General features: G+C 47.0%; 15 protein-coding genes. 3 read left to right on the top strand and 12 right to left on the bottom strand.

The annotated features are described in order from the left end of the window. Nucleotides 1–20 precede the first annotated feature (20 nt). The 6 genes from ACSQ8P_RS04815 to ACSQ8P_RS04790 form a co-directional block, all read right to left on the bottom strand. On the bottom strand, nt 21–428 hold the full coding sequence (locus ACSQ8P_RS04815; protein WP_436234134.1) for a DUF6210 family protein: 408 nt from the start codon (nt 426–428) through the stop codon (nt 21–23). Between the two features lie 252 nt (nt 429–680). After that, a complete protein-coding gene (locus tag ACSQ8P_RS04810; RefSeq protein ID WP_436234133.1) occupies nt 681–1,682 on the bottom strand; it encodes a type I glyceraldehyde-3-phosphate dehydrogenase in 1,002 nt (333 codons plus the stop codon). A 38-nt stretch (nt 1,683–1,720) separates the two neighbouring features. Continuing rightward, entirely contained in the window at nt 1,721–2,284 is a 564-nt protein-coding gene (locus ACSQ8P_RS04805; RefSeq protein ID WP_436234132.1) for an NADPH-dependent FMN reductase, read from the bottom strand. Between the two features lie 161 nt (nt 2,285–2,445). Continuing rightward, nucleotides 2,446–2,670 carry a DUF896 domain-containing protein gene (locus ACSQ8P_RS04800; protein WP_436234131.1) on the bottom strand — a complete coding sequence of 75 codons (225 nt, stop codon included), beginning with the start codon at nt 2,668–2,670 and terminating at the stop codon, nt 2,446–2,448. 384 nt (nt 2,671–3,054) lie between these two features. Then, nucleotides 3,055–3,690 (bottom strand): MarC family protein, encoded by a 636-nt coding sequence (locus ACSQ8P_RS04795; RefSeq protein ID WP_436234130.1) that lies wholly within the window; start codon nt 3,688–3,690, stop codon nt 3,055–3,057. A gap of 452 nt (nt 3,691–4,142) precedes the next feature. Then, entirely contained in the window at nt 4,143–4,907 is a 765-nt protein-coding gene (locus ACSQ8P_RS04790) for an SDR family oxidoreductase (protein WP_436234129.1), read from the bottom strand. 181 nt (nt 4,908–5,088) lie between these two features. Between ACSQ8P_RS04790 and ACSQ8P_RS04785 the strand changes: the two genes are divergently transcribed. After that, nucleotides 5,089–5,424, top strand: coding sequence for a hypothetical protein (locus tag ACSQ8P_RS04785; protein ID WP_436234128.1), 336 nt, complete (start codon nt 5,089–5,091; stop codon nt 5,422–5,424). 107 nt (nt 5,425–5,531) lie between these two features. Here ACSQ8P_RS04785 and ACSQ8P_RS04780 read toward each other — a convergent pair whose 3' ends face one another. Beyond that, nucleotides 5,532–5,774: a hypothetical protein gene (locus tag ACSQ8P_RS04780; RefSeq protein WP_436234127.1), complete on the bottom strand. Its 243-nt coding sequence runs from the start codon at nt 5,772–5,774 to the stop codon at nt 5,532–5,534. A gap of 117 nt (nt 5,775–5,891) precedes the next feature. On the opposite strand from ACSQ8P_RS04780, the gene ACSQ8P_RS04775 reads away from it, so the two are divergent. Together ACSQ8P_RS04775 and ACSQ8P_RS04770 are read left to right on the top strand one after the other, a co-directional pair. Then, nucleotides 5,892–6,359, top strand: a complete 468-nt coding sequence (locus tag ACSQ8P_RS04775; protein ID WP_436234126.1) for a MarR family winged helix-turn-helix transcriptional regulator — start codon at nt 5,892–5,894, stop codon at nt 6,357–6,359. Between the two features lie 43 nt (nt 6,360–6,402). Further along, on the top strand, nt 6,403–7,341 hold the full coding sequence (locus ACSQ8P_RS04770) for an NADP-dependent oxidoreductase (protein ID WP_436234125.1): 939 nt from the start codon (nt 6,403–6,405) through the stop codon (nt 7,339–7,341). 249 nt (nt 7,342–7,590) lie between these two features. Here ACSQ8P_RS04770 and ACSQ8P_RS04765 read toward each other — a convergent pair whose 3' ends face one another. From ACSQ8P_RS04765 to ACSQ8P_RS04745, 5 genes are all read right to left on the bottom strand, one after another. Then, nucleotides 7,591–14,517, bottom strand: a complete 6,927-nt coding sequence (locus ACSQ8P_RS04765) for an Ig-like domain-containing protein (RefSeq protein ID WP_436234124.1) — start codon at nt 14,515–14,517, stop codon at nt 7,591–7,593. A 381-nt stretch (nt 14,518–14,898) separates the two neighbouring features. Then, a complete protein-coding gene (locus tag ACSQ8P_RS04760; RefSeq protein WP_436234123.1) occupies nt 14,899–15,339 on the bottom strand; it encodes a hypothetical protein in 441 nt (146 codons plus the stop codon). A 50-nt stretch (nt 15,340–15,389) separates the two neighbouring features. Next, entirely contained in the window at nt 15,390–16,814 is a 1,425-nt protein-coding gene (locus tag ACSQ8P_RS04755; protein ID WP_436234122.1) for a glycoside hydrolase family 30, read from the bottom strand. 169 nt (nt 16,815–16,983) lie between these two features. Continuing rightward, nucleotides 16,984–21,375, bottom strand: coding sequence for a family 16 glycoside hydrolase (locus ACSQ8P_RS04750; RefSeq protein ID WP_436234121.1), 4,392 nt, complete (start codon nt 21,373–21,375; stop codon nt 16,984–16,986). Nucleotides 21,376–21,377: 2 nt separating this feature from the next. Next, nucleotides 21,378–23,036: an S-layer homology domain-containing protein gene (locus ACSQ8P_RS04745; protein ID WP_436234120.1), complete on the bottom strand. Its 1,659-nt coding sequence runs from the start codon at nt 23,034–23,036 to the stop codon at nt 21,378–21,380. Nucleotides 23,037–23,063: the final 27 nt, after the last annotated feature.

Genomic DNA, 23,063 nt, shown 5'->3' with positions numbered 1-23,063 from the left:
TTAGTTCAGTGTTTGCCGACCTAATCACTATTACTCCAAGTCAATATTCCTTCGTCTTCATCAAATCCATTAAGAAATGCTTTATCCATAGTTTCATTATCAATAATCACATTTAGCCACGCTTCCATTGAGTCGTTCAGTCTTTCTCTATCTATTGACAAAAACTCCCCTGTTCTATTATTCCGAAGTAAATCATCTAAAAAGTTTGCATCTTCTATCGTTAACTTTGTTTTATTCAAGCAATAATTAGACAGGTTTTTCAATAGTTGCTTTGTGTCATCATCAAGTATTGTAAGTATTCCTTCTACTGAAGGTTGCAAACATGAATAACCACCAACTTGATTAAAGTAAAAAACTCCAGACTCAGATTTTATAATAAGTGCAAGCTGTTCCAAGCCATATAGACAGACTTTACGTTTTTTCTTCATGAGAGTTACCTCGTTTCATATCTTCATCCAGCTACCATTATATTACCATAATTAGGATAATACTTTGATGCTAATCTGCCCGTTAACGCAATGTTCTTGTCACCCGATAATTTACTAGAAAGGAAACAAGAGCTCCGCCGTATCCACGACCCTGTATGACGAGAAAAGATGCATCTTAGAATGTATTGGCTGTCGCCTTTGGCTTCGCTCATACGTTCAAAGATGCATCCAATTCAATATCAATCGTCTAACTTATGATTTTGCAACAAGATAAGAGGCTACCTCAGCCAACCGTGAAGCATAACCCCATTCGTTGTCGTACCAAGTAGCGACAGACAATAGTTCACCTTGTACTTGGGTTAAAGGCAAATCAATAATCGAAGAATGGGGATCAGCTACGATACGGGACGAGGCCCATTCCCCTTCCAAAACATCAAGAACGCCCTTTAATTCGCCTTCTCTCGCAGCTTCTCGAAACATATCGTTAATCTCTTGAACGGTGCATCGTTTTTCCGTTATCAAATTAAGTTCTGCGATGCTCCCGGTACGGGTCGGAATCCGATAAGCTTTGCCTGTGATTTGCAGGTCATTCCAAATGAATTTCAGAGCTTTGGCTGCACCTGAAGATGACGGAATGATGTTCTCGGCAGCTGCCCATGAATCCCTGCGGTCCTTCATCGGCTGATCCGTCAACGATTGCGTGTTCGTATACGAGTGTACCGTGGAGAATAAACCGTATTGAATGCCATAGTTTTCTCTGACCAATTTGACTACCGGTGCAAGCGCATTGGTCGTGCAACTCGCCATACTAATTATTTTATGCTTTTCCGGATCGAAGCTTTCTAAGTTAATTCCTTTAAGAAGTACTGCGTCGCAATCTTCTAAGGTTTTGCTCGGACCGCTGACAAGCACCCTTTTGGCGCCTCGCTCCAAATGCAGTTCAGCTACTGATCGCGTAACGGCTCGTCCGGTACAATCAATGACCAATTCAACGCCTAATTCACCCCATTTCGGCAATTCAGCGGCCGAATTCAAATAACGAATCTCCCGGTCGCCGATTACGATTGCGCCTTTTTGAGCAGATACTTTCTCATGCCAACGCTTGTAATTTGTATCCACTTCAAAAAGTGCGGCAAGTGTTGCTTCGTCTTTAATATCCGAGATGGAAAAGGGGACAAACAAATTTTGTTGCAACGCCGCCCGAAGGAGCTGTCTTCCGATACGTCCAAATCCAAAAAGCGCAATTTTACCCATAATAGCCTCCATATATATTAGATTAGTTATTATCCTTACTACTCATTAAGCCGTTCTACCTGGTTAATCCATTGCAAAAATGATTGAACATAACGTTGCAAATATTTGCGAGTCGTATCATCCGTGAGCTTACGAGTATTTGAATCAATCTTGTCCGTGATTTGAGAAATATACATTTTTTGAGCCGGCATCACATAGGACTGGGTGGCATCCAACGTTTGCCTGATTTGCTGCTGCGAAAGAATCGTCCCTTTTGCGCCAGGTGTTGCGCCTATCACACCTGCAGGCTTATGAATTAAAACGGCTGTTTTGGTAGGTGTCGATGCCCAGTCCAGTGCATTTTTTAGTACTCCCGGTATACCTGAGTTGTACTCCGGGCTAACAATGAGAATGCCATCCGTCTTTTGAATCGCCTCGCGATAATGCTTAACTGGATCTGGCCCTTCTTCATGATCCAAATCCGCGTTATAGAGGGGAAGATTAGCAATCGATATGTATTCATATTCCGCGGAATCTACAAGTTCTGGAATCGAATTCGCAATCATTTGATTAAAAGAGCTTTCCCTCAAACTTCCTACAATAATCCCTATTCTTTTTGACATCAGCCAACCTCCAGAATTCATTCTCATATAATCAACAATACTTTCCTTACTATGCGTGGGAAAACATTAGTTTAGGTGCCACGGATATTAACCTGGCTGGTTGCCAACCGGCGAAACTGTCTTAATTTACATATTCTTAAATTTAAGATATATGACAAAAACTATTGATCATTAGCTGCTCTTTTATCGATAAGCCTTTTAGGCGTAACATCGTTCCCAAATTCATCCATAACAGACACGTTCAGAAGCGTTGTTAATAGTTGCCCGCGTAAAATCTGTAAATACTGCGTCCGAAGCGCTGCTTGTTCCGCTTTCTCAGTATCAGATAGACCTGAACTGCGCTCAATTCTGCTCAGTTCATTAATACGGTTCAAAATTGGAATCATTCTCATTACCTCCTTGAAGTCGTCTAAATAATATCTTAAAATAATTTATCTCAATTTAAAGATATATGATTTTAAGATAACTGTCAATAACTTGTTTTCAATTAAGTTTATTTCCCGTTCAGTGATCAAGAGCTTCCTTTGATGTTAGGCAGCTCGAAAATTAATCGTCCCCCATTGATATAGCGATCTAGTATAGATTCAAATCGTGTGCCGGCTGCCGTTGTATTGTGATTAAACTAACGTTTCCCGTTAGCTGAGAAGGCTGTCGATCAATTATAGTCGGCAGCCCATTAGACAAATATCGGCTTTACTTCCGATTCGCCCTAAGTACAAAAACAAAGAAACCAGGTGCCTTCTGTCTCATTGAACAAGGCACCTGGTTTCTCATTTATTAAGAATTTGCTGGATAATCGGCGTAATTCCACTTACCATGAACTCTATAGCAATCACCATAACAATTAATCCCATTAAACGCATAAGCACATTATTGCCTGTTGGCCCAATAAATCGATATATAGTAGCTGAGTTAGCAAGAATAATGTATGTAAGTATGAGTACAAAAGCAATCACAAGTATTAATAAAATTTTCTCCATAAAATTTGTTGTAGATTCCATCAGAACTATTCCATTAGTAATAGCACCAGGACCACAAATCATTGGAATAGCCAGTGGTGTAATTGAAATATCATTTACATATGTATCAACATCCGCTTTATCAACCTTTGTACGAACAAGTCGTGCCTGAAGCATATCCTGTCCCATTAAAATGAAAATGATCCCTCCGACAATCTTTAAACTGTTAATTGAAATGTTGAAAAAGTGAAATAACCATTCACCAGTGGTTGAAAAAATGAGTAATAGAAAAAATGAAACAACTACTGCTTTACGAGCAGTATGAACTTTCATTTGTGATTCAAGGTCGGCTGTCATCGACATAAAAATTGGCATGATGGCAAGTGGATTAATGAGTGTAAAGAATGAAGTGAGGCTCAGCAATAAAAATGATGTGTAAAGTTCCATATAGTATCTCCTATTTGTATGCTCAGTTTCCTTGTTCCTGTTGACAAGCCCCTTCAACTGGATTTATATCACTCAAGTCACCCCAATCTCCACAAACAACTGGGATAATTATATCACATAGTCTGTAGTGTTGAAGGTACAGGCGCACAACATGTAGTATTACCGTTAAACCGCCGATAATCAACATCCAATTGTTCAATTTCATAATCTGTTTTAATCAAAAAGAAAATAAACTATTAACTTTCCTAATTATTAGTAAAAAAGAGATCATCGACTGCGCGGCAGCCATGATCCCTTTTAAGTATCGTTTTCCAATTGTTCAATGGAAAACAGACCGCATCGCAGGTCTGCCCCACGTACTTACCTTCCCATTCAACATTAAAGATCCAGCCTCAGGAAGTGGCCAGGTTATACTTAGAACTTAAAAAGAGCAATCCTAGTTCCGGATAACTTTACAAATGAGATCCCCCACTGGCATCGATCAATTGCCCGGTTACCCAGCGACTGTCAGAAGAAGCTAGAAAAGCAGCAATATCCGCGACATCTTCTGGTTGCCCCCATCTTCCAAAGATAGAAAAATCAGCACCAAATTTTTGTGAGGCAGGATCTTGCAGCATTGCGGCATTCATATCAGTGGCAACGAATCCAGGTTGGATGGCATTGATCGTAATTCCACGTGGACCAAGTTGGTTGGATAAAGCGAGCGTTAGTGTGTTGATTGCCCCCTTAGTCATACTGTATGCAGGAATGGCAGGCAGGGAAATTCTTGTTACAGAGGATGACAAGTTAATAATTCGACCTTCGTCTCGTAAACGTGGCAAAGCTTGTTGAGTCAGGAAAAACGGCATTTTCACATTGATTTTCATGATTTCATCGTATGCCTCTTCCGTAGTATCCTCAATTGGTGCTACTAGGGCGATCCCTGCGTTGTTCACTAGTATATCGAAGTGAGTGTCACCTGTACGTTCTTTCAACAATTCATCCAATGTCTTATAAAGTGTTTGTATGCTTTCTGAAGAACCGAGTTTCATACCAATCGTGAATGCAGTCCCTCCCTTCTGCTCAATATCATGTACTACTTCTTCTGCAGCTTCTCGGTTCGTGCCATAATGAACAGCTACTAATGAACCTTCATGCGCTAAACGTGTCGCAATGGCACGACCAATCCCCCGGCTTGCGCCCGTAACCAAAGCAACTTTACCCTTCAATCTAGTCATGATTTAAATCACCTCTTGTATCTAATACGTACACGATATTTATAACATAAGGTGAATATTGAAATGTTGCTCTCTTATTCATGGAAAACATACCATCGAAGTCATACTGGGATGTTTCAACTAATCTGCCAGTTACTTCAACCAAATTTTAATAATGACTGTTTGAAGGTGGAGATCCCCATTGTACGCTAGATTAAGTATGTTTAGATTAAGACCTGATGCCCCTTTATCGTTCGCAGAGCAATGGGCTGAGAAAACTCACATGGTCCATCGATCGTTAAAGGGATTTAAAGGTATTACGTTTTTGGGAGAAGATATAACTAAAGAGTTTGGAGCCATCAGTTATTGGGAAACGAAAGAGGACGCTTTAGCAGCTGGAGACGCAATTGCTGTCAAAGTTTATTCCACCTTATCAAAAACTTATATCGAAACCCCACCTATTATTGCTATTTATGGCGTATATGACCTACCTACGGGGAACGGTAAATTAATATTTTCTAGTAAATTTAACTGGTAGGAGTTCTCAGGTGGAAAATCACCTTTTTCCTACGTCTTGATATCGCTTGGTTACATAGTTCCTGTTAGCGTAATCCCCCACTTTTGTTCAGATATCCTAAGCTACCGTCACGATGATGGGTTGATTATGGTGTGCTCATGTTGTGCCGCAAAGCCGCCTTTTCTAGCCTCGATTTCAATAATCCTTCCGATTTCGTTCATTTTTACTCCCTGCTTAAGTGAAGAGATTACTTTCATCATCGTATTGTTTGTGTATCGACAGAGACGCATTAATGATGAGTTGAATAATTCGATTTTTCGATTTCCCGGTATTCCGTGGGCATCGATATCGTTTTGAGATCCTATTGTCATAAAATCCCCTCCATTTTCCAGATGTTTTTTATTTATGTTGACGGCAACATATTTAAATGATATCTTTTGTTTAATCTAATATGTTGCCGACCACACAATAAAGGAAGGATGAAACTATTGAAGAAAAACATCAATAACGAAGCCATTGAAAATGAAATCAGTTCGGTAACGCATTTCCCTGTAAGTTTCTCTATATTCAGCATGGCTCGTTCACATCATAGAAATGCAGGACAGCTGCTTCGAGAAGCAGGCCTATACCCAGGGCAGGAACTGGTACTGATGCAGTTGTGGTACCAAGACAGCCAATCACAGAATAGACTTTCAAGGTCGCTGCGCCTTGATCACTCGACAATAGCTAAATCCGTTCGTCGTTTGGAAGATGCAGGGCTGGTCACCTGCAGCCGTTCCCTGGAAGATAAACGCGTAACTATTGTATCGCTCACTCAAACAGGGCGTGAAGTTGAACCCAGAGTGATTCAGGCTTGGAGCAAGCTGGAAGAGATCACAACGAAAGTTCTCAATGACGAAGAAAAAATACAGTTTGTAGCTCTGGCACAAAAAATAGCCGCTTCTTTAGAAAACTAACAGTAATTTTTTGAAAATGATGAGTGATAAAGGAGAGATACGCATGTCTAATAAGTCGATGCAAGCCATTCTGGTCAATGAATATGGTGGTCCAAATGTCTTAAAAGTAGAAACAGTTGAACGCCCCCAACAGCAAACGGATGAAGTGCTCGTTCGCATCGTATATGCTACGATCATTCCGCTAGACTATAAGATCCGTAACGGTTGGCTTCAAGAAGTTTTCCCTGTAACCCTCCCCTACATTCCTGGATTTTACGCTTCCGGAGTTGTCGAAGAGGTAGGGCAAGGTGTAACTGATTTCAAGCCCGGTGACCGCATTTTTGGTAGTATTAGAGGAGCCTACTCAGAATATGGCATTGCGAAAGTCCAGGAATTAGTTAAGATGCCCGATATTCTCACCTTTGAAGATGCAGCAACGATTAAAGCAGGAGCCGAAACGGCTTGGAAAGCGTTGTTCACTGAAGGTGAACTCCGGTCTGGCCAAACCGTTCTCATTCATGCTGCAGCAGGCGGCGTTGGACAGTTTGCCGTTCAGCTGGCCAAGTGGAAGGGAGCGACCGTGATTGCTACGGCTTCAACCTCTAACATGGACTTCGTCAAGTCTTTGGGTGCGGATCAAGTCATCGATTATACCATGACGGCTTTCGAAGACGTCGTCAAAGAAGTGGATCTGGTCATCGATTCCATTGGAGGCGACACCGAGAATCGATCATGGTCCGTTCTGAAGAAGGGGGGAATTCTCGTCTCTTTGACACAGAATCCATCTCAAGAGAACGCTCAAAAGCATGGCGTTACAGCTAAATTTAACACCAAATTCCCAACATACGCGAATCTGAAAACCTTAACGGAATTAATTGCCGACGGTACGATTAAAGCAGCGATCGATTCCGTATTCCCGCTAAACCAAGCGAATAAAGCACTTGAGAGAAGCGAAGCTAGACATGGACGCGGAAGAATTTTGCTGCACATAAACTCAATCTAACAACAACATGTATGAAATAATAATTTGGATATTAAAGCACGGGAGCAACACGAGTGTATACCACACTAAGTGTTGTTTTCTTCATTCACATCAAACTATTCTGGCTAGTCGTATTGTTAGGTCACTTCCCCAAGAAAATTTTTCGTCTCCACTTATGGTATGGTTCACCGGAATTAATCTTCAATGTGTATTCTAAAAACTAGAGACCATCTCCTTAGTGGAAATGGTCTCTATGTGTGGTGCTTAAAGTTATATTCCCAACGCGGCCAGCAACTTGTAAATCATAGCGGCTGCTTCGCCTCTCGTCGTTGTTTGGCCCGCGCGGAAAGCGCCATCCTCGTAACCATTCAGGATGCCCGCAGATAGAGCCTTATCGATCGATGGTTTCGCCCAGGACGGAATGTCCGAGGCGTCTTTCAGGCTCGGTGCTTTGCTCATCAAGCCGGCGGTACCGTTTCCGTAAATCTGCAAAGCTCTTGCCGTCATCACGGCTGCTTCCGCCCGCGTCACGGTGAGCTCGCCTTTGAAGCTAGTCGTGCCGGCTTCCTCGTAACCTTGAATCAGGCCCGCTTCCACTGCGGCCACGATGTGCGGCTTCGCCCAAGACGGGATATCCGCTTCATCCGAGAAGTTCGTGTCGCGGGAAGCTGCTTCAAGACCTAAGGCCGAAACCAGCATCTTAGCGAATTCGGACCTCGTTACGGTTGCGTCCGGTCGGAACCTTCCGTCCGGGTATCCGGCTGCGACATTCATCCCTGCGAGGCGACGAACGTAGCTTGCTGCCCAATGATTCGCCATGTCCTTCATCTCTGCCTGTTCATTGGAGAAGACAGCGAACTTCGTGAAATGATCGACATTCACCTTGATCGTTCCGCCTTCATTTACGGTTCCGCCGATGAATATCCAACGTTTCTGGCTTTCGTGATAATAGTACACGGCCGGTTGGTTCCCCGGCTTTAATTGCTTGGCTTCGTAGACGAATGAAAGCTCAAGCGGTTTTGAAAACCGATCGCCCGTCGTACTGGACAGTTCGAAAATCCGGCTGACCGATTGAAGATCGCCATTCGCGGGAATCTGGCCTGGTTCGACGACCGCGATATGAATCGTCCCCTTCGAAGACACGGCGCCCGCAGGAACTTGAATCTTTACTCCGCCCTCCAACTCCAACTGCTTGCTTGCTTCCGGGCTCACATCCGTTTGCTGTTCCTTGCTCCCGGAGGCCGGCGCAGTACTTTCTCCGGCAGGGGTTTCCACCGATTGATTGCCTTCGTTGGCAGACCCCTCACTTTCGGATGAATTCCCTTGCACCGCGACCGTCACCTTGCGTACCGTTTCCGCAGCAGCATTCCCTGCTTGGTCGGAAACATTGTATTGCAGCGTATAAGTGCCTGCCGTGTTGGTATTAACTTCACCTATGACAGTAATCTCGCCTACAGGACCGATATTATCGGTTGCCGTTGCGCCTTGCTCGCTATAAGCGCCGCCGAATGGCACGGTCACGTTGGACAGTCCATTTAACGTGATGACCGGCGCGGTCTTATCGATGCTGATGGTCAACGTTGCGGTCTCCGTTGTATTCCCGGCTCCATCGTCGGCGTAATAGCGGAGCTCACTGATACCCTCGGCGGAAATCGCGATCGGGTCGCTGTACTCGTGCCATGTATCTCCCGCATCCAAGCTGTAGTACATGTTGACATGATCCAAGCCTTCGCCTTCCGGACGCAAAGTGACATGTACATCCGAAACGTACCATCCGTTGCTGCCAGCTTGGCCAGCCACCTCCGCTTTCACAGCCAGGGAAGCGCTACCGTCGTCGCTCGCGGGAAGTTGTCCCGATACGTCGAAGCCAGTAAAGGCGTTGTATGTCGCCTGGATTCCATCTGAATAAAGGCCTGCCTGAGCGGGTCTATTTTCGAAAGGATCCACGGCATCAAAGATCAGATTGTTGTTCACCCATACATAGATTTTCCCCTTCGATCGAACAATCTTATAGAAATTTTGCGCACTGATCTCTTCCCGAAGGGCGAAAGAGAACGGACGATTCAAGTCCGAAGGAACGCTCAATCGAAGCTGACTGGTTTTCACATTTTCCATAAAGTCAGCGATATGATAATCGCCTTTTCCCTTGTCTTGATACGTGAATGGTACCGCATTCCATCCGTCATTCCAGCTATCGAACTTGAAATCCGCCGAGTTCGACTGGGGAAGCTCGAAATTCTTGTTTACGTAAGAGAACGGACCCTTGGACCACAGCATTTTGGCCGCCGAGATCTTCGCTTCACCGCGCAGATCATACTCATACTCGCGCTGACCGCTCTCTTTGTAATTGCTGTGCCCATAGATCGTATCTCTGGCTGTGGATGCCACGGCTATGATCTCCTCTTGACCATCCACGACCTTGCGCAGCTCGAATTCGTTCGTGGCGTAATTCGTACTTGCCGTCACGTAGTTTTGGTCGTCGATATACGCGAGAATGACGCCTGCTTTACCAGTGTCTGGCAAGGCTCCCGTATTCACATTCACCGAAAATTCATGCTCGAGCATCCGATCACCCTTGACCGTGAGCGCATTCACAGCCGCAGGGGACTGCAAGCCTTTCTCCGAAACCGACCATGCTTCATCCCAACCGTTGATGTACGTGCCGTATTCGCTCCAACCTGTCGTCACGGTCACGTTATCCATCCGTACCTTCGCCTTGTTGCTAATCAAGCCGATTTTCCCTGGAGTCGCTATCGCCTCATGCTCGAACACCGGACGATCATCGTTAAGGGTGTAGTGATCCAACTCCGCGAATATTTTGGGGCCGTTCTTGTATATCCTGAGCGTGTGATAGGACTCCGCGAAGTCCACAGCACGCGGATCATCATGCAGGTACGAGAACGTCGACGGCAAATCTGTTACCGAGCTTCCTGGAACCCCGTCGATGCGCGACTGAATGACGAGCTTCCGGTCATTGCGGTCAATCAATAGATTCACGTAGTTGTTCTCATCCTGATGCCATGCGACAATACCTGCCTGCCCCTCTTCTCCGAAATCTTTGTCATCGAATCGAAGATTCGTCTCCATAAAGAGGTTTTCCGCTTTGTATCCGTTCAGCAGCACCTGTTTCGAATCGCCAGGCGCGTTAAAGTACAAAGCTTCATTGTCAACAGATACATCCGTTTCTGGGATATCGTAATGTTGAAGATTCGCTTCCGTATCGAACCGATCTTGGAACGTCGGTGTCCAGGCATCTGGATGAATTCCTTCAGACTCATAAGAGGTCGGTCCGTCGACAACCATCTCCTGGTCCCAGAAGTAGATGCGATCTTTTCCTTGCCCTTCATTACTGTTCCAAAATGCCTTATAGGTGACCCAGTCTTCAAATCCGTTCGGCCCTTTAATGACATTCGGTTGAGACGGTCCGACAATGTCGGGTTCGATTGGATGACCGTTCGTATCGTATAGACCGAAATCTAGATGATAAAAACTCAATGCAGGGCCGCCGTCTTTGCTGATTTCCACGGCGATCACGTTTTCCCCGACCTTCAGCAGATTAGCAGGAATCTCGACCATCTTGTAAGCTCGTTGCTGACCGTTTAACGTGATAAGCTCTACACCGTTCACATATAGCTTCCCATAGCCTTGCAAACGATAGCGCAAGGCCGTCGTCTCAGGCACCGTATCCAGATTAAAGGAACGTTTGGCCCACATAGAAGCTGGACCGTTCGGATTCGCCCAAATCTCGGCTGCCGCCTTTTTTCCATCGTTGTAAATGCTCGGAATTTTCGTCCGGTTCTCTTCCGGCCAGCCGAAGCCGCCTTCCCCGCTCACCCAGCCGTTCGTATCGGAGCCTATACTGTTCCAACCCGACTGGGGCGCCTGGAAGGTGTATTGATACGGCTGACCACCGTGCTCAGCCGTCGGCAGAATTACTTTGTATTTCAGGAGTAACCCCTCAATATTGCGGGCGAGCAGCTTACCTGGATATTTGGAATCGTTCGTAAATTCATTATAGTTGTCGGCTTGCGCCACTCCTGTTTCGTATAGACCAGTTTCTGGGAACATCTGATTCCCAACATACATCATGTAATACTTGCCGTTATGGTAGGATAGCTCCGCTCCCTCAAAATTGAAGAAGTTCAAATTGGCCCAGTGGCCCATCTGTGTGGTAACCGTCTCGAGCGCCTCACTACGGCCCGGATTACCCTTCTCGTCGAAGAACGAATTTACGTTCCAAATCCATGCTCCTGCGAGCCCTGGCTTTGCCGCCCCGGTATTCGGATCTGCTTCATCCGGATTTACCTTGCGCTGGAAGACCAAATCTCCGTTGTGCGCGACGAACAGCTGCGGGTCAATCCCCAGGTCAAATTTCTTATCCCAGAGGCTGTTACGGAAATCGGGCGCCGTGTTCATTGTGCTCGGATCCCCGTAGAGCAACGTGGTGCCATTGAAGATGTAGAACATCACCCCGTTATGATAGAACAAATCGGATGCCCCTAATTCCTTGTAATCATCTGGGTTCACAACCGGGGGAGCCTTGCTCGGATCGTTCGAAATGAGCATATAGGGGCTTTCCCAATGAATCATGTCCTTCGAACGATACACATAACCTAATGTACCGGTTCCCATCGCATAATAGTAGCCATTATACTTCTCGATCGTTCCGTCGTAGAGGGTCGCCTTCTTTCCTTGCTCTGAACCTGAATCGACACGGAACATGTTATCGACTTGATCGAGAGCGAACGTACTGACAGTAACCTCGCTGCTCGCCGTTAAGCCTCCGTCCTCGCTCCTAGCTATAATCGTCGCGATACCTGATCTCACTCCCGTCACCCTGCCGCTCGCATCGACTGTTGCCACAGATGGATCGGAGGATGACCAGCTTACGTTAAGATTTGATGCGTTCTTAGGCAAAATCGCTGCCGATAACAAATACGTGCGGTCCACGGCTAGCGTGATTTTGAGATGATTCAGAGAAATCCCTCCGATCGATATACCCTTGACTGTAACAACCGCAGACGCCATCCGACCTTCGTCCTCAGTCGTTACGGTGATCGTCGCTGTTCCCGGCTTTAGCGCCGTAACGACACCCGATTCGTTAACCACTGCGATAGACGGATTGTCGGAAGCCCAGCTTACCATTTGATTTGACGCATTCGCCGGGATAAAGGTCGGTGTTACGACCTGCGTCGTTCCCACGACCAGCTCCAAGTCCGCAGGCGTAAGGCTTACCCCCTCAACTGGGATCTGCTCGACGGTCACGACACTTGTTGCCGTATATTCCCCATCGAAAGTCTTCACGGTGATTGTGGCCGTTCCTACCGATATCCCTTGCACGACTGCCTTCAGACCCCCACTTGGCGTAACCGTAGCAACGGATTCGTCGCTGGAGGTCCAGATGACATTCTGATTCGTCGCATGCTTCGGGATAATCGTTGCAGCAAGCTCCTGCGTAAGTCCCTTCGCAAGCGTGACCGCATTCCGATCCAGGAGGACGCTTTGTGCAGGGACCGCGCCTACAATGGGTTCGACGGCAGCATTGTATAATCGGACATCGTCGATAATCCCTTTGAAGTAAGCTCCTGTCGCTGGTCCCTCGAAAGCATCAACAGCGAATCTTGCGCCGAGCGCCCCCTCGTTAGCTGCTGCGGAGACTTTATCAAAAGGTGTTCCCGTATCTTTGGCCAATTGTCCGTCAAGGAACAGCTTGAACGTGCTGTTACCGAAAGAGACAGCGACGTGATGCCACACATCCGCGCCAGTCAGTTCTGTGGAAAGAATGACCCGCTTGACCTCAGGCTTGTTATTCACAACAGCAGCTTCGAGCTTCCCTCCGTTAATTTGGATTGCAAGCCCAGCCCCATTCCCTCCGCGCTCGAACAATACCTGTCTGGTGTTCAAATCTTTCGGCTTGAACCACATGGCGGCGGTGAATGCAGAAAACTCATCCCGCAAGAAGGTAACATTCGTCGTATTGAGTTGAACGATACTCGTTGATCCATTGAATGAGAAGGCTCCTCCATCGACACCTCCGTCAGGCAGCCAATCGCCGATAGCGCTGAAGGAATGATGCCCTTTGCCGGAGGAATCCTCTGCAACATTCTTGCCGTTTTGGCTGAAAGGCCCATCTAGCTTGTACCAAGCCCCTAAGGGCACTAGATCGTCGAGGGGCATGGAGATCCGCGCCGGAAGGACGGTTACTACGCTTGCAGCCGTATAATTTCCATCCTCCGTTGTCACGGTAACGGTCGCACTGCCCGCTTTTTTACTTTCGATAGCCGCTTGTGCTGAACCATAAACGGCGACCGTCACGACGGATTCATCGCTGGAAGTCCAGGTGACATTGCGATTCGTCGCAAACGATGGCTGGGGAGAAGCGGTAAGATATACCGATTCACCGACCGTCGTGGTCAACTGCGTCTTACCCAAGCTTACCCCGGTCACTTCAATCGAAGGTGTAACCGCTCTGTCGTACAAACGCACATTATCGATCATCCCATTGAACCAAGCCCCAGTCTTGTCATCTCCACCGAATGCATAGACTGCAAATTTGGCACCGATGGCAGCTTCGTTAAGTGCGCTGTTCACTTTATTAAACGATGTAGTCGTCGTTGCAGCGACCTTTCCATCCAGATACAACGTGAACGCGCCGTTGTTGAAAGTAACCATCACATGGTGCCAAGAAGTGGTATCTGTAAAACCAACAGACAAGGTGCCCCGCACACCACCACTCACTACAGCGGCCTCCAGCTTGTTCACGTTCAGTTGAATCGCCATACCAGACGCATTGCCTCCGCGTTCGTACAGCACCTGCAGCTTTTGCGTATCGTTGGCTTTAAACCATAACGAAGCGGAATGCTCAGTGAAGGCATCTTTCAGGTACGATCCTGCTGGAGTCGACCCCACATTCAGCTGAATCAGATCGCTGACGCCATTAAACGATAAGGCCCCGCCGTATACACCGCCATCCTCAGCCCAAGTGCCGATTGTACTGATGGAATGATGACCTTTGCCGGAGGAATCCTCTGCCACGTTAGTGCCGTTAAGTTCATATGGCGAATCCAGCTTGTACCAAGCCAACAATCCTGGCTCCTCATTTTTCTCCAAAGCATTCGCTTTACCTCCTGGAATAGCGCTGCATACAAGTGCTATGATGAGGATAAATGCGCATAACTGCCGTAAGTACTTGATCAATTTCCCTCTCCCCCCCAAAAATTAGTATTGCTTCATAAAAGAAAGCGCTTTCTAATAAGCTTTTTCATTATAGTCGATGGATTCCCCCCGGCGGGCTCCAATAATATGACATTCCACTCCAAATTTTTGACTTTTTCACATCCATAACTGCTTTCAATGATCTTAAGGATAAAGTAAGTCCATTCAATAATACTCCTAGTATTTTAATGCTGTGGCTTCTACTCGCAACTCTACTTTCTGCTGTACCAGTTTCATTTAGACTATATATATCAGCATATAAAGACAAAACCACTCCTGCCAATGGAGTGGTTTCTTTAATAGTACTTACTCTTTTATTTAAAAAACGTTTTTAGGCTTTTCCACAATGAACTCGATCTCTTTTTATCCGGCAACTTTACTGCATTCAATGACAACAAACCCCAAATCGTAATTGTGTTTGAATCTGATTTGATACTCTTCAGCTTTCATTTTTTCATTGTTAATGACTTCGTGAACCCTTGCAAAAACGGTTAACTCCAAAAAACCGGCATCATCCTTCTTCATATTTGTTATTTCAAAGGGGTCGATACAATATAAGAATTCTTTGCCTGACTTTAAGTATTTTCGCTCTTGTAGAGCAAATAACGTGCGTCTTTGCAACTCTGTGGGCAACATACGCTCTAGTTGCCCTTCTCGCGAATGTGGAAAATCCCAAAAAGCGATCCATTCAATCGAATCCTGCTTATTCCCATTTTCATCATAGGGACGAGCTAGGGTAGACTGTCTAGTTGTCAATAAAGTCCCAATGAATAGGCATAATGTCAATATTAATTTGATTCGCACAAAATCACCTCATTTCAGGTTTACCTATTTTGCGCGAAATTATATCCTGCCTATTTCTCCGAAAAAGAATAGACAGATTTGGCTGAAAAGGTTTGCGTAAACGATCCCCCTGAGAGTGTGACATCCGTCATGTTCGTCAGGTTATCGGTGGCACTGGTTTTCAGCTTGGACGCTGCGGTTGAGGATGTACTGAACCCGCTCACGGTAGCCGTGATATCCGATGATGAGGTATTGATGACGACGAGCTGCGCTTTGCTGGTTGAGTTGATTTTCGTCGCCACAACCAATAAGGACGGGTTGCTGGAAGCCGCTTGAATACGGACATAGCCAGGTCTCATCACACGGCTGAAATTACCCATCGCGTATAAAACCTTACTCGTTGCATACATGTCTCCGCTCGTGTCCAGATTGATTAACTGTTGCGCCAAGCTCTCATTGCTGCCAACACTCCACCAATACAAGAACCCTTTGGCCGCATTCGAGCCACCGGTGGTCAGTGCACGATGGATTCGGACAGCGAGATCGATCGCTTGTTGATTATCATAGGTCGTATTGCCAGGATCCCAGAGATTATTCGTCTCATCCTTAAAATTATATTCGGTCATTAATTTCGGCTTTGTTTCCGCATAAAGCGTGCTATTGTCATTGCCATAATTATGATAGGCCACATAGTCCACGAGGCTTTTGTTCGTTGGCATATTGTTCAGAAAATTCATCGCGACATTCTCCGATGTTGCCTCAGGAGACGTTAACTTGACCTGCGACCTAATCCCTTTGCTGGTCAACGCGCTATCAACCTCACCAATGACACTGTCCATTTCTGCGTTATAGTACCGTGCAGTTGCCCACAAGGGATTCTCATAATCAGGTTCATTTTGAATGCTTAACCACTTGACGTTGTAGCCGAAATCAGCCCGATATTTCTGGACCCACCTCGCTACATAGTTGGCATAATCCGCATAACGAGCGGGAAGCAAATGGCCGCCTTTTACTGTAGCTGTGTCTTTCATCCACGAAGGAGGGCTCCATGGAACGGCATAGAACTGCATAGCACTGTAACGGGACAATGCCTGGTCAGCAAACCACCTTTGGTGCGAATCCGTGGTCCAGTCCTCTGTGCAATTGTTCCATCCGCAATAGGAAATCTCAATGCCCGATGAGTCCTCGCTTAGCTTGAAGGGATTGATTTCCCATCGAATCATTGTAAGACCAGCGTTAGAGCCACTGTTGAGAAAAAGTTTATCCAGAATAGCGCTCTGATTCACCGCGCTCATATTGTGCTGCAAATCGTACACCGGCTTATTCGCCGCCGCTCCAAAACCATCGATCGCTTGGTATGTCGTCCCTTTCGTAAGGGTAATCGTATCAGCCGCTGCGGCAAGCGGAATGCTGAGCGGTAAGCACGTAAAGCCTATCGCAAAAGTAAAAAGCATCATCACTACCTTGATCACAAAGCTCGAACAATTCGTGTTCAATTGATTACCACTCCTCGCCTATTGGGTGCTTCCTCGGCCGCGCGTACCGCTGAAGACAACGTAATTGTAAGCGGATTCAAACATTGTCGTCTATAGTCATATCACGACTTTCATCAGAAACAGGCCGTAACCACGACGCTTATGTCGGATTACAGCCTGTCTATTTCATTTATTCCAAATTCAGTTTATTCGATAGAGAAAGTGGCAAGCTTTCGTTCAGGAGATCCCATGAACTAACCACGAAAGCATGCACGTGATAGCTCATATTCTCAGGGTCCGCTACATCAAAGTGTCCGACCACACGATTTCCCGCGCCAATTTCGCTTTCCATAGCGACATAAGAAACAGGTGTTGTGCCTTTGAGTAGTTGGAAAAGGACAACTTCCGTTCCCGGGTGATCAGCTGCATTTGCCGTACGGCTAACAAGTACACTCGCACTAAGCCCATTACTTCTGTTCAATTGACCTTCTATGGAAAATGGTACTGGCGTTTCAACCGGCGGCACGACAACGACGTCATCTGTCAATTCGGTCACAAGAAAATCGTCGATTCTAGCTGCTTGGTTGGCGACTCGGATACCCGCCTTCCCTTGTATTAATACAGGCAGATTCCCAGAAAACAAGGCGCCATTATCGATTTCATCGAAAATGAGGTTGTCATCGACATAGCCCTTAAGATGACTGCCATCCACGACCAGCCTCAATTGATACCAATTCCCGACGATGTAAGGATAAGGAATTTTTTTGCTATCCAGCTCCTTCAGACTGCCATTCACCATGCGGCCCAAGGACACATAACCCGTACTGCCGCCCGCTAAGCCATTGGTACCATTATGAATGCGCAGCATATAGAAGTTCTTCCCATCATCGGAAGCACGCGCAATCACGCCTGGCAGTGAAGTTCCGACTTGCGCTTTAACCCTTGCCCGCACATCGTAATTCGTCCATGCACTTTGGCCCACGGTAAAGGCCATACTCGTCGTTGTATATTTCTCAAGCACCTTACCTTGATCTTCATCCACGACTCGCAAATGCGAGGAGGCACCATTCGGTGTTGCCCCATTGTTCCACCCTGTAGAAGGATCGGAATTGAAGCTGCCATTTTCAAAATTTTCTTGATAAAGCACCGCTCCGGTCGGAGCCTCTGCATTCGCTACCAAATGCAGCGTATATACCGTAGTTGTGCCGGCCTCCGAGGTAACCGTCACCTTCGCAGTACCTGTTCCATTTACCATAACGCCATCTGAGATCTGCGCTGTTGCCACATTGCTCGCTGTCGGTACAGCCTCAACGACTTTGACATAATTCGTTCTGGAAGGTACGTGAATCGTATATTCCGTTTGCCCTGGGATGAGTGCAATACTCATGGCTGGCAGCTTCTGAACTGGAGATGTCAATGGATCAGTGACAACGGACAGCCTCAAGCTGCTTAGCGTCGCATCAGAGCTGGCTTGCTTAAGCCTAAGCGAATAATAATTCGCGCCATTCCCTTCACTGGATAAGGCAGCAATCGTGTAGGTTTTCTCTTGTCCTACCGCATCAAACGTCACTTGCCCTGAAGCTGGCGAAACGGAGATGCTGCCAGTCCCATAGGCTGAGCCAGTAACCGTCACCGTGCTCGTCGAAGAAGGCACAAGTACCGTGTAGCTGTTGATTTTAGGATCAAAGCTATTGATCGTCACGCCATCTACTTTGATACTGCCAAGCAGCGGTACGATCGGATATACCCTCACATCATCAAAGCTCGCTAAAGCATCATGACTGCGCAATCCGAATTTACCACTCGTACGGCTTGTATCCGTCGTTTCAATGACAAGAACACCATCGACATACCCTTTAATTGTCGTGCCGATCGTTTCCAGATTGAGCTTATACCATTTCGAGGAATCAATCGGTGTCTGCAAATCGACCGTCGCAAGAACCGTCGTCGTTCCGCTGAGGCGTTTTTCCAAGATCGCTTGATTCGTCGTGCTCGTTCTCATTAATTTAAAATAATAATGACTATTATAGGTGCTCGCTCTAGCCAGCAACCCCATCTGCACATTACCTGTATAGCTGCTATTCGCTACCTTTACACGCGCTTCCACCCCGTAGTCCTTTAAGTCATCCCCAAGGATGGCAAAGCTAGGCGTTGTGCCATACGTATTTACCGGAATTGCGTAAGTGTTGTTCGTCACGCTGTCGGTTGCGAATGTCCATGGCGTGGAGGCGCTGCTATACCCTGTCATCGTCCAAGCGGAAGTATCCCGATCCGCAACGGATTCGAACCCATTTTTGTACATCCCATCTGCAAATACTTTCACTTCATTAATCGACAGCGGGCCATCGTACGTAGAGCCTGTTACTGTTAGCTTGACATAACGCGCTTTCCCGGTGAACCACGCCAGACTATTTCCCAGAGGCGGTACGTAGGCGGGGTTCGAGCTAAATGTCATATCCGATGCTAGTGTAAAATTGATACCATCCAAGCTGGTTTCGATTTTATAGGTGTACCCTCTGGAGGCGCTATTCGTCCAATCGATGCCCATCCCCGCAAGCTGGTAAGACTTGCCTAGATCGACTGTCACCGTTTGCGGATACGCATTAGTAGCAGCAATAGCTACCGTTGCCTCATTGCCATCCACAAGGTTGGCCCCGCCTGTCATGCCGGGAGATAGGGTTACCGTTTTACCTGCGGACACGATATTTTTGATACTCGGATCTACGGCTTCCAGCTCGATGAGCATGACCGCGTTTTTCTCCAGCGTTTGGCTTAACACGATCGTGTCGGTAAGATTGATGATTCCTTCATCGACCATTTGCAGGTCATCTATTTTGTTATACGCATGATTACTGTGAGACTCATCGACAAGCAGTTTTTTGTAGCGTACGCTTTTCCCTTGGAAGCCCGCAGGTAAGTTCTTCACGCTAATATCCACATTGGCGGATGCTGTACCGTCACCTTGCTTGTTCCAAACCATCATCGTAGCTTTCGTATCACTATTCTTCGTGGCTAACATCCGCGTCCCATAGATGTCTGTGCTGCCACCGCTGGCTTTAACGCGCGTATCCCCTAACTGAGCAAACATACGCATTGTGTTGAAATAAGGTGTGAAAAAGGTATGCCCGAGCACCTCGTAGTATTTCAGCTTATCACTCGTCCCGATGAGTTGGAACGTGTTGATGTCTGTGCTCCCCCATTTAATATCCACTCTCGCGATCGCTGGCGCATTGGAACCTAAATCAAACTTCAACCACGTCCAATAATCGGATTGCGTGAAAAGCGTTGCATCGTCATTGTCTGTTACAGCTGCAATGCTAGGATCATTGAGCACATTTGGAATCGGGATCGGATTATTGCTGCTGTCAAAGAAGCGAATCTCTTTGATTTTCATCGGCTTCGAGGTCGAAGCGGATTCACGCCAACCGCGTAAGTTCAAATACTGCAAGGATCTAGGATCGCTATTGGTAAAAGATTGCCAATTCGTCGTATCCCCGTTGCTTAACGCGTAGTCGACATCGAATTGGTTTTTGAAATACGCGTTGAGCGTATGCACCGCGACCCAGTTCATCGGGATGTCGGTGCCTCCGCGCGCATAGAAGTATGCCGAATCGGTCATGAAGGCCGCTTGCTTGGCGAGACCGACATTGTTCGTCGCGTCGCTTAAGCCACCACCGCCCTTCCAACCGTATTCACTCACAATCGTGGTGGCATTCGGATAAAACTGATGCAGATAGCCCTTCATCTGAATTTCTTGTGTCTCATTCATCCGCACATCCTCTTGATAGCGGTGCCAAGAAACGAAATCCACTTGATAACCATTGGCATAGGCGATATCGACAAACTGTTTCTGCTTTTCAAAGTTGTATCCAGATAAAACCGGGCCTCCCACCTTAACGGATTGGCCAGTGAGTCCTTGTGTATTGACCCATTTCACAGCTTCCGACATCCCTTGATACATGCGCATATAACCGGGGATATCTTCCTTGGTATGCCCGTAAAATGCTGGCTCCAGGTTAGGTTCGTTGCCGACCTCGATGTACTCAAGTTCTGGATTCTTTTCCTTCAACGTATAAATGATTTTCTTCATGGCCTTATCAAATTCCGGCCAATTCATCGTTGTTTCGCCTGCGATCAAACGGTTCTTCTCCGGATTCGCATCGCCGCCATAGGAATAGGCCAGGGAGATGAGGAGGGAATCGGAAAATTGTGACATGAAATCATACGTTTCTTTGCGTGCGCTCAGCAAATCTGGATTCGTCGCATTCCGTGCATCGTCGATGGAGTAGGCCAAATAGTCGCTATTCGCACTATCTTTATTGTAATACCAGTTGATTTTGACAAAATCCCGTACGACTTTCGTCTTAATCCCTTTCAATTCATCCACGACATGGACAGGCAAAGGGGTGTAATTCGTATTGTTAAATTGCTCCGTTCTCACGAGCGGCCCTTCAGAGACCGCATAGTCCGCCTCCATGTTTACACTCGCTGCATGGACAGATTGCGGGGCAAAGTTAATGGCCACTGAAGTGAGCATGAGGGCTGCGGTCAGCGCAGCACAATGCTTTTTAAATAATCCCATCCTTACCTACCTCCCGATAAATGATAAATCCGGTACAGCATAACGGCTGTCTCTGCTCTGCTCGTACTAGCCAACGGTAGCAGCAAGCCATCGCTGCCTTCGATGATCCCTTGCTGAATCAGCGCTTTGATGCTCTCCGAAGCATAGCTCGCTACATCAGCAGCGTCCTTGAATACGGCCAAATTCGCGCCGGATCCGGCAGACTTCAACTTACCGGAGATAGTCAGCGCTCTCGCTGTAAACGTCATCATTTCCTGTCTGGAAATGGTTTGGTTTGGCTTGAACTGGTTATCGCCAAAGCCTTGAGTAATGCCAAGCGTTCTTGCCGTCTGAATCGCATCGTGATAGTAATCACTGGCGTTAACATCTGCGAAGCTTTCCCCAGCTGGCGCTGTCATTCCTAATGTCCGCATGAGAAGCAGGACAAAATCAGCCCGTTTGATCGAGGCCGCTGGAGAAAAGGCCTGCTCCGAAGTTCCTGCTATGATTCCTTTGGCTGCGAGGGCCTCTATCTGCTTCTGAGCCCATGGAAATTTGGCGATATCTCCAAATGTCTTCGTCACGTAGACGACGGCATATTGGCTAAAATGTATGGTGGTAAACGTCACCGTGCCTGATCTCTCGTCGTATTTGCCACTTGTTACAGGTACGGGCTTTCCACTCTCATCAAGATACCAAACCGTGATGTTATCCGGGTGATTCCGCTCCGTTACCGTAGGTTGGTATGGGATCGATACGTTGACAGGCGCTTGGACATTAGTCCAAGGCACAGGTTTACCATCAAGCTTCACATGAATGTCAACGATGGGGCGATCGCCAATTGCTTCCTTCACTTGCTCCGAGAAGCTATCCGCTTGGACATGGTGCAGCGTGATGGACACATTCGCTTTCCCTACCATGTCCTCTGTTGTAAACATGTTGCTCGGCAAAGTTAACGAGCCGAACTCGGTTTGAAGCTTCAGCTGTCGCACCCTGCCTCCTTCGGTAAGGGCTGCAGCAGGAAGGGTGGTTTCATAGGCTTGCGCGCCCTCCACTTTCTGTACGTCGAGCGTCAGCTTGGACAAAGCAGCGCCCTGCACGTTGGCGAAGGCCTGGTCTAGCGCTTCCAGTGTTACAGCTGCTTTCGCCACGCCAGCTGCGTCAGGCTTGCCCACAGCTTGAAGTTCTAGCTCACCGATGCCGTCAGGCTTCACGCTAGGAAGCTCAGGCTTTGTCGGAGTATCTGTTACAGGATCTGTTCCTAAATCTGTACCTGGGTCCGTTTCCGGATCTGTTCCTGGGTCTGTCCCTGGATCCGTCCCCGGATCTGGATCACCGCCCCCGCTTGCAATAACGACGAACGTTGCCACGCTAACATCGCTTCCGGAACCAACCTTCACCGTATAGCTCCCCAGTGGTGCATTCGTCGGCAATGTTATGGTTTTGCCTGTGAGCAGTTCCGCCTTCGTCAGTTGGTCCATTTCCAACAGCGTATGGTTAGGCCGCATAATCTGAACGATGACCTCTTGCAAGCTAGTTGTTCCTTGAATCGTCAACGATTCGCCCTGCTTCTTCTGCCCGATCGCTGCAAGACTCGTTGACGGCTCAGCTGCTTCAACAATGCTTGCCGTGAAGAGCAATACCAAGAGCAAAAGCATACTTGTTAATCGTTTTATTAACACCGAATTACCTCCTGTTCCCATCAAAAT

It is taken from the genome of Paenibacillus sp. LjRoot153 (genome assembly GCF_964253085.1).
Classification (GTDB): domain Bacteria; phylum Bacillota; class Bacilli; order Paenibacillales; family NBRC-103111; genus Paenibacillus_E.
Note: the sequence above shows the minus strand (reverse complement) of the source record. Positions and strands in the feature narration are given on the sequence as shown.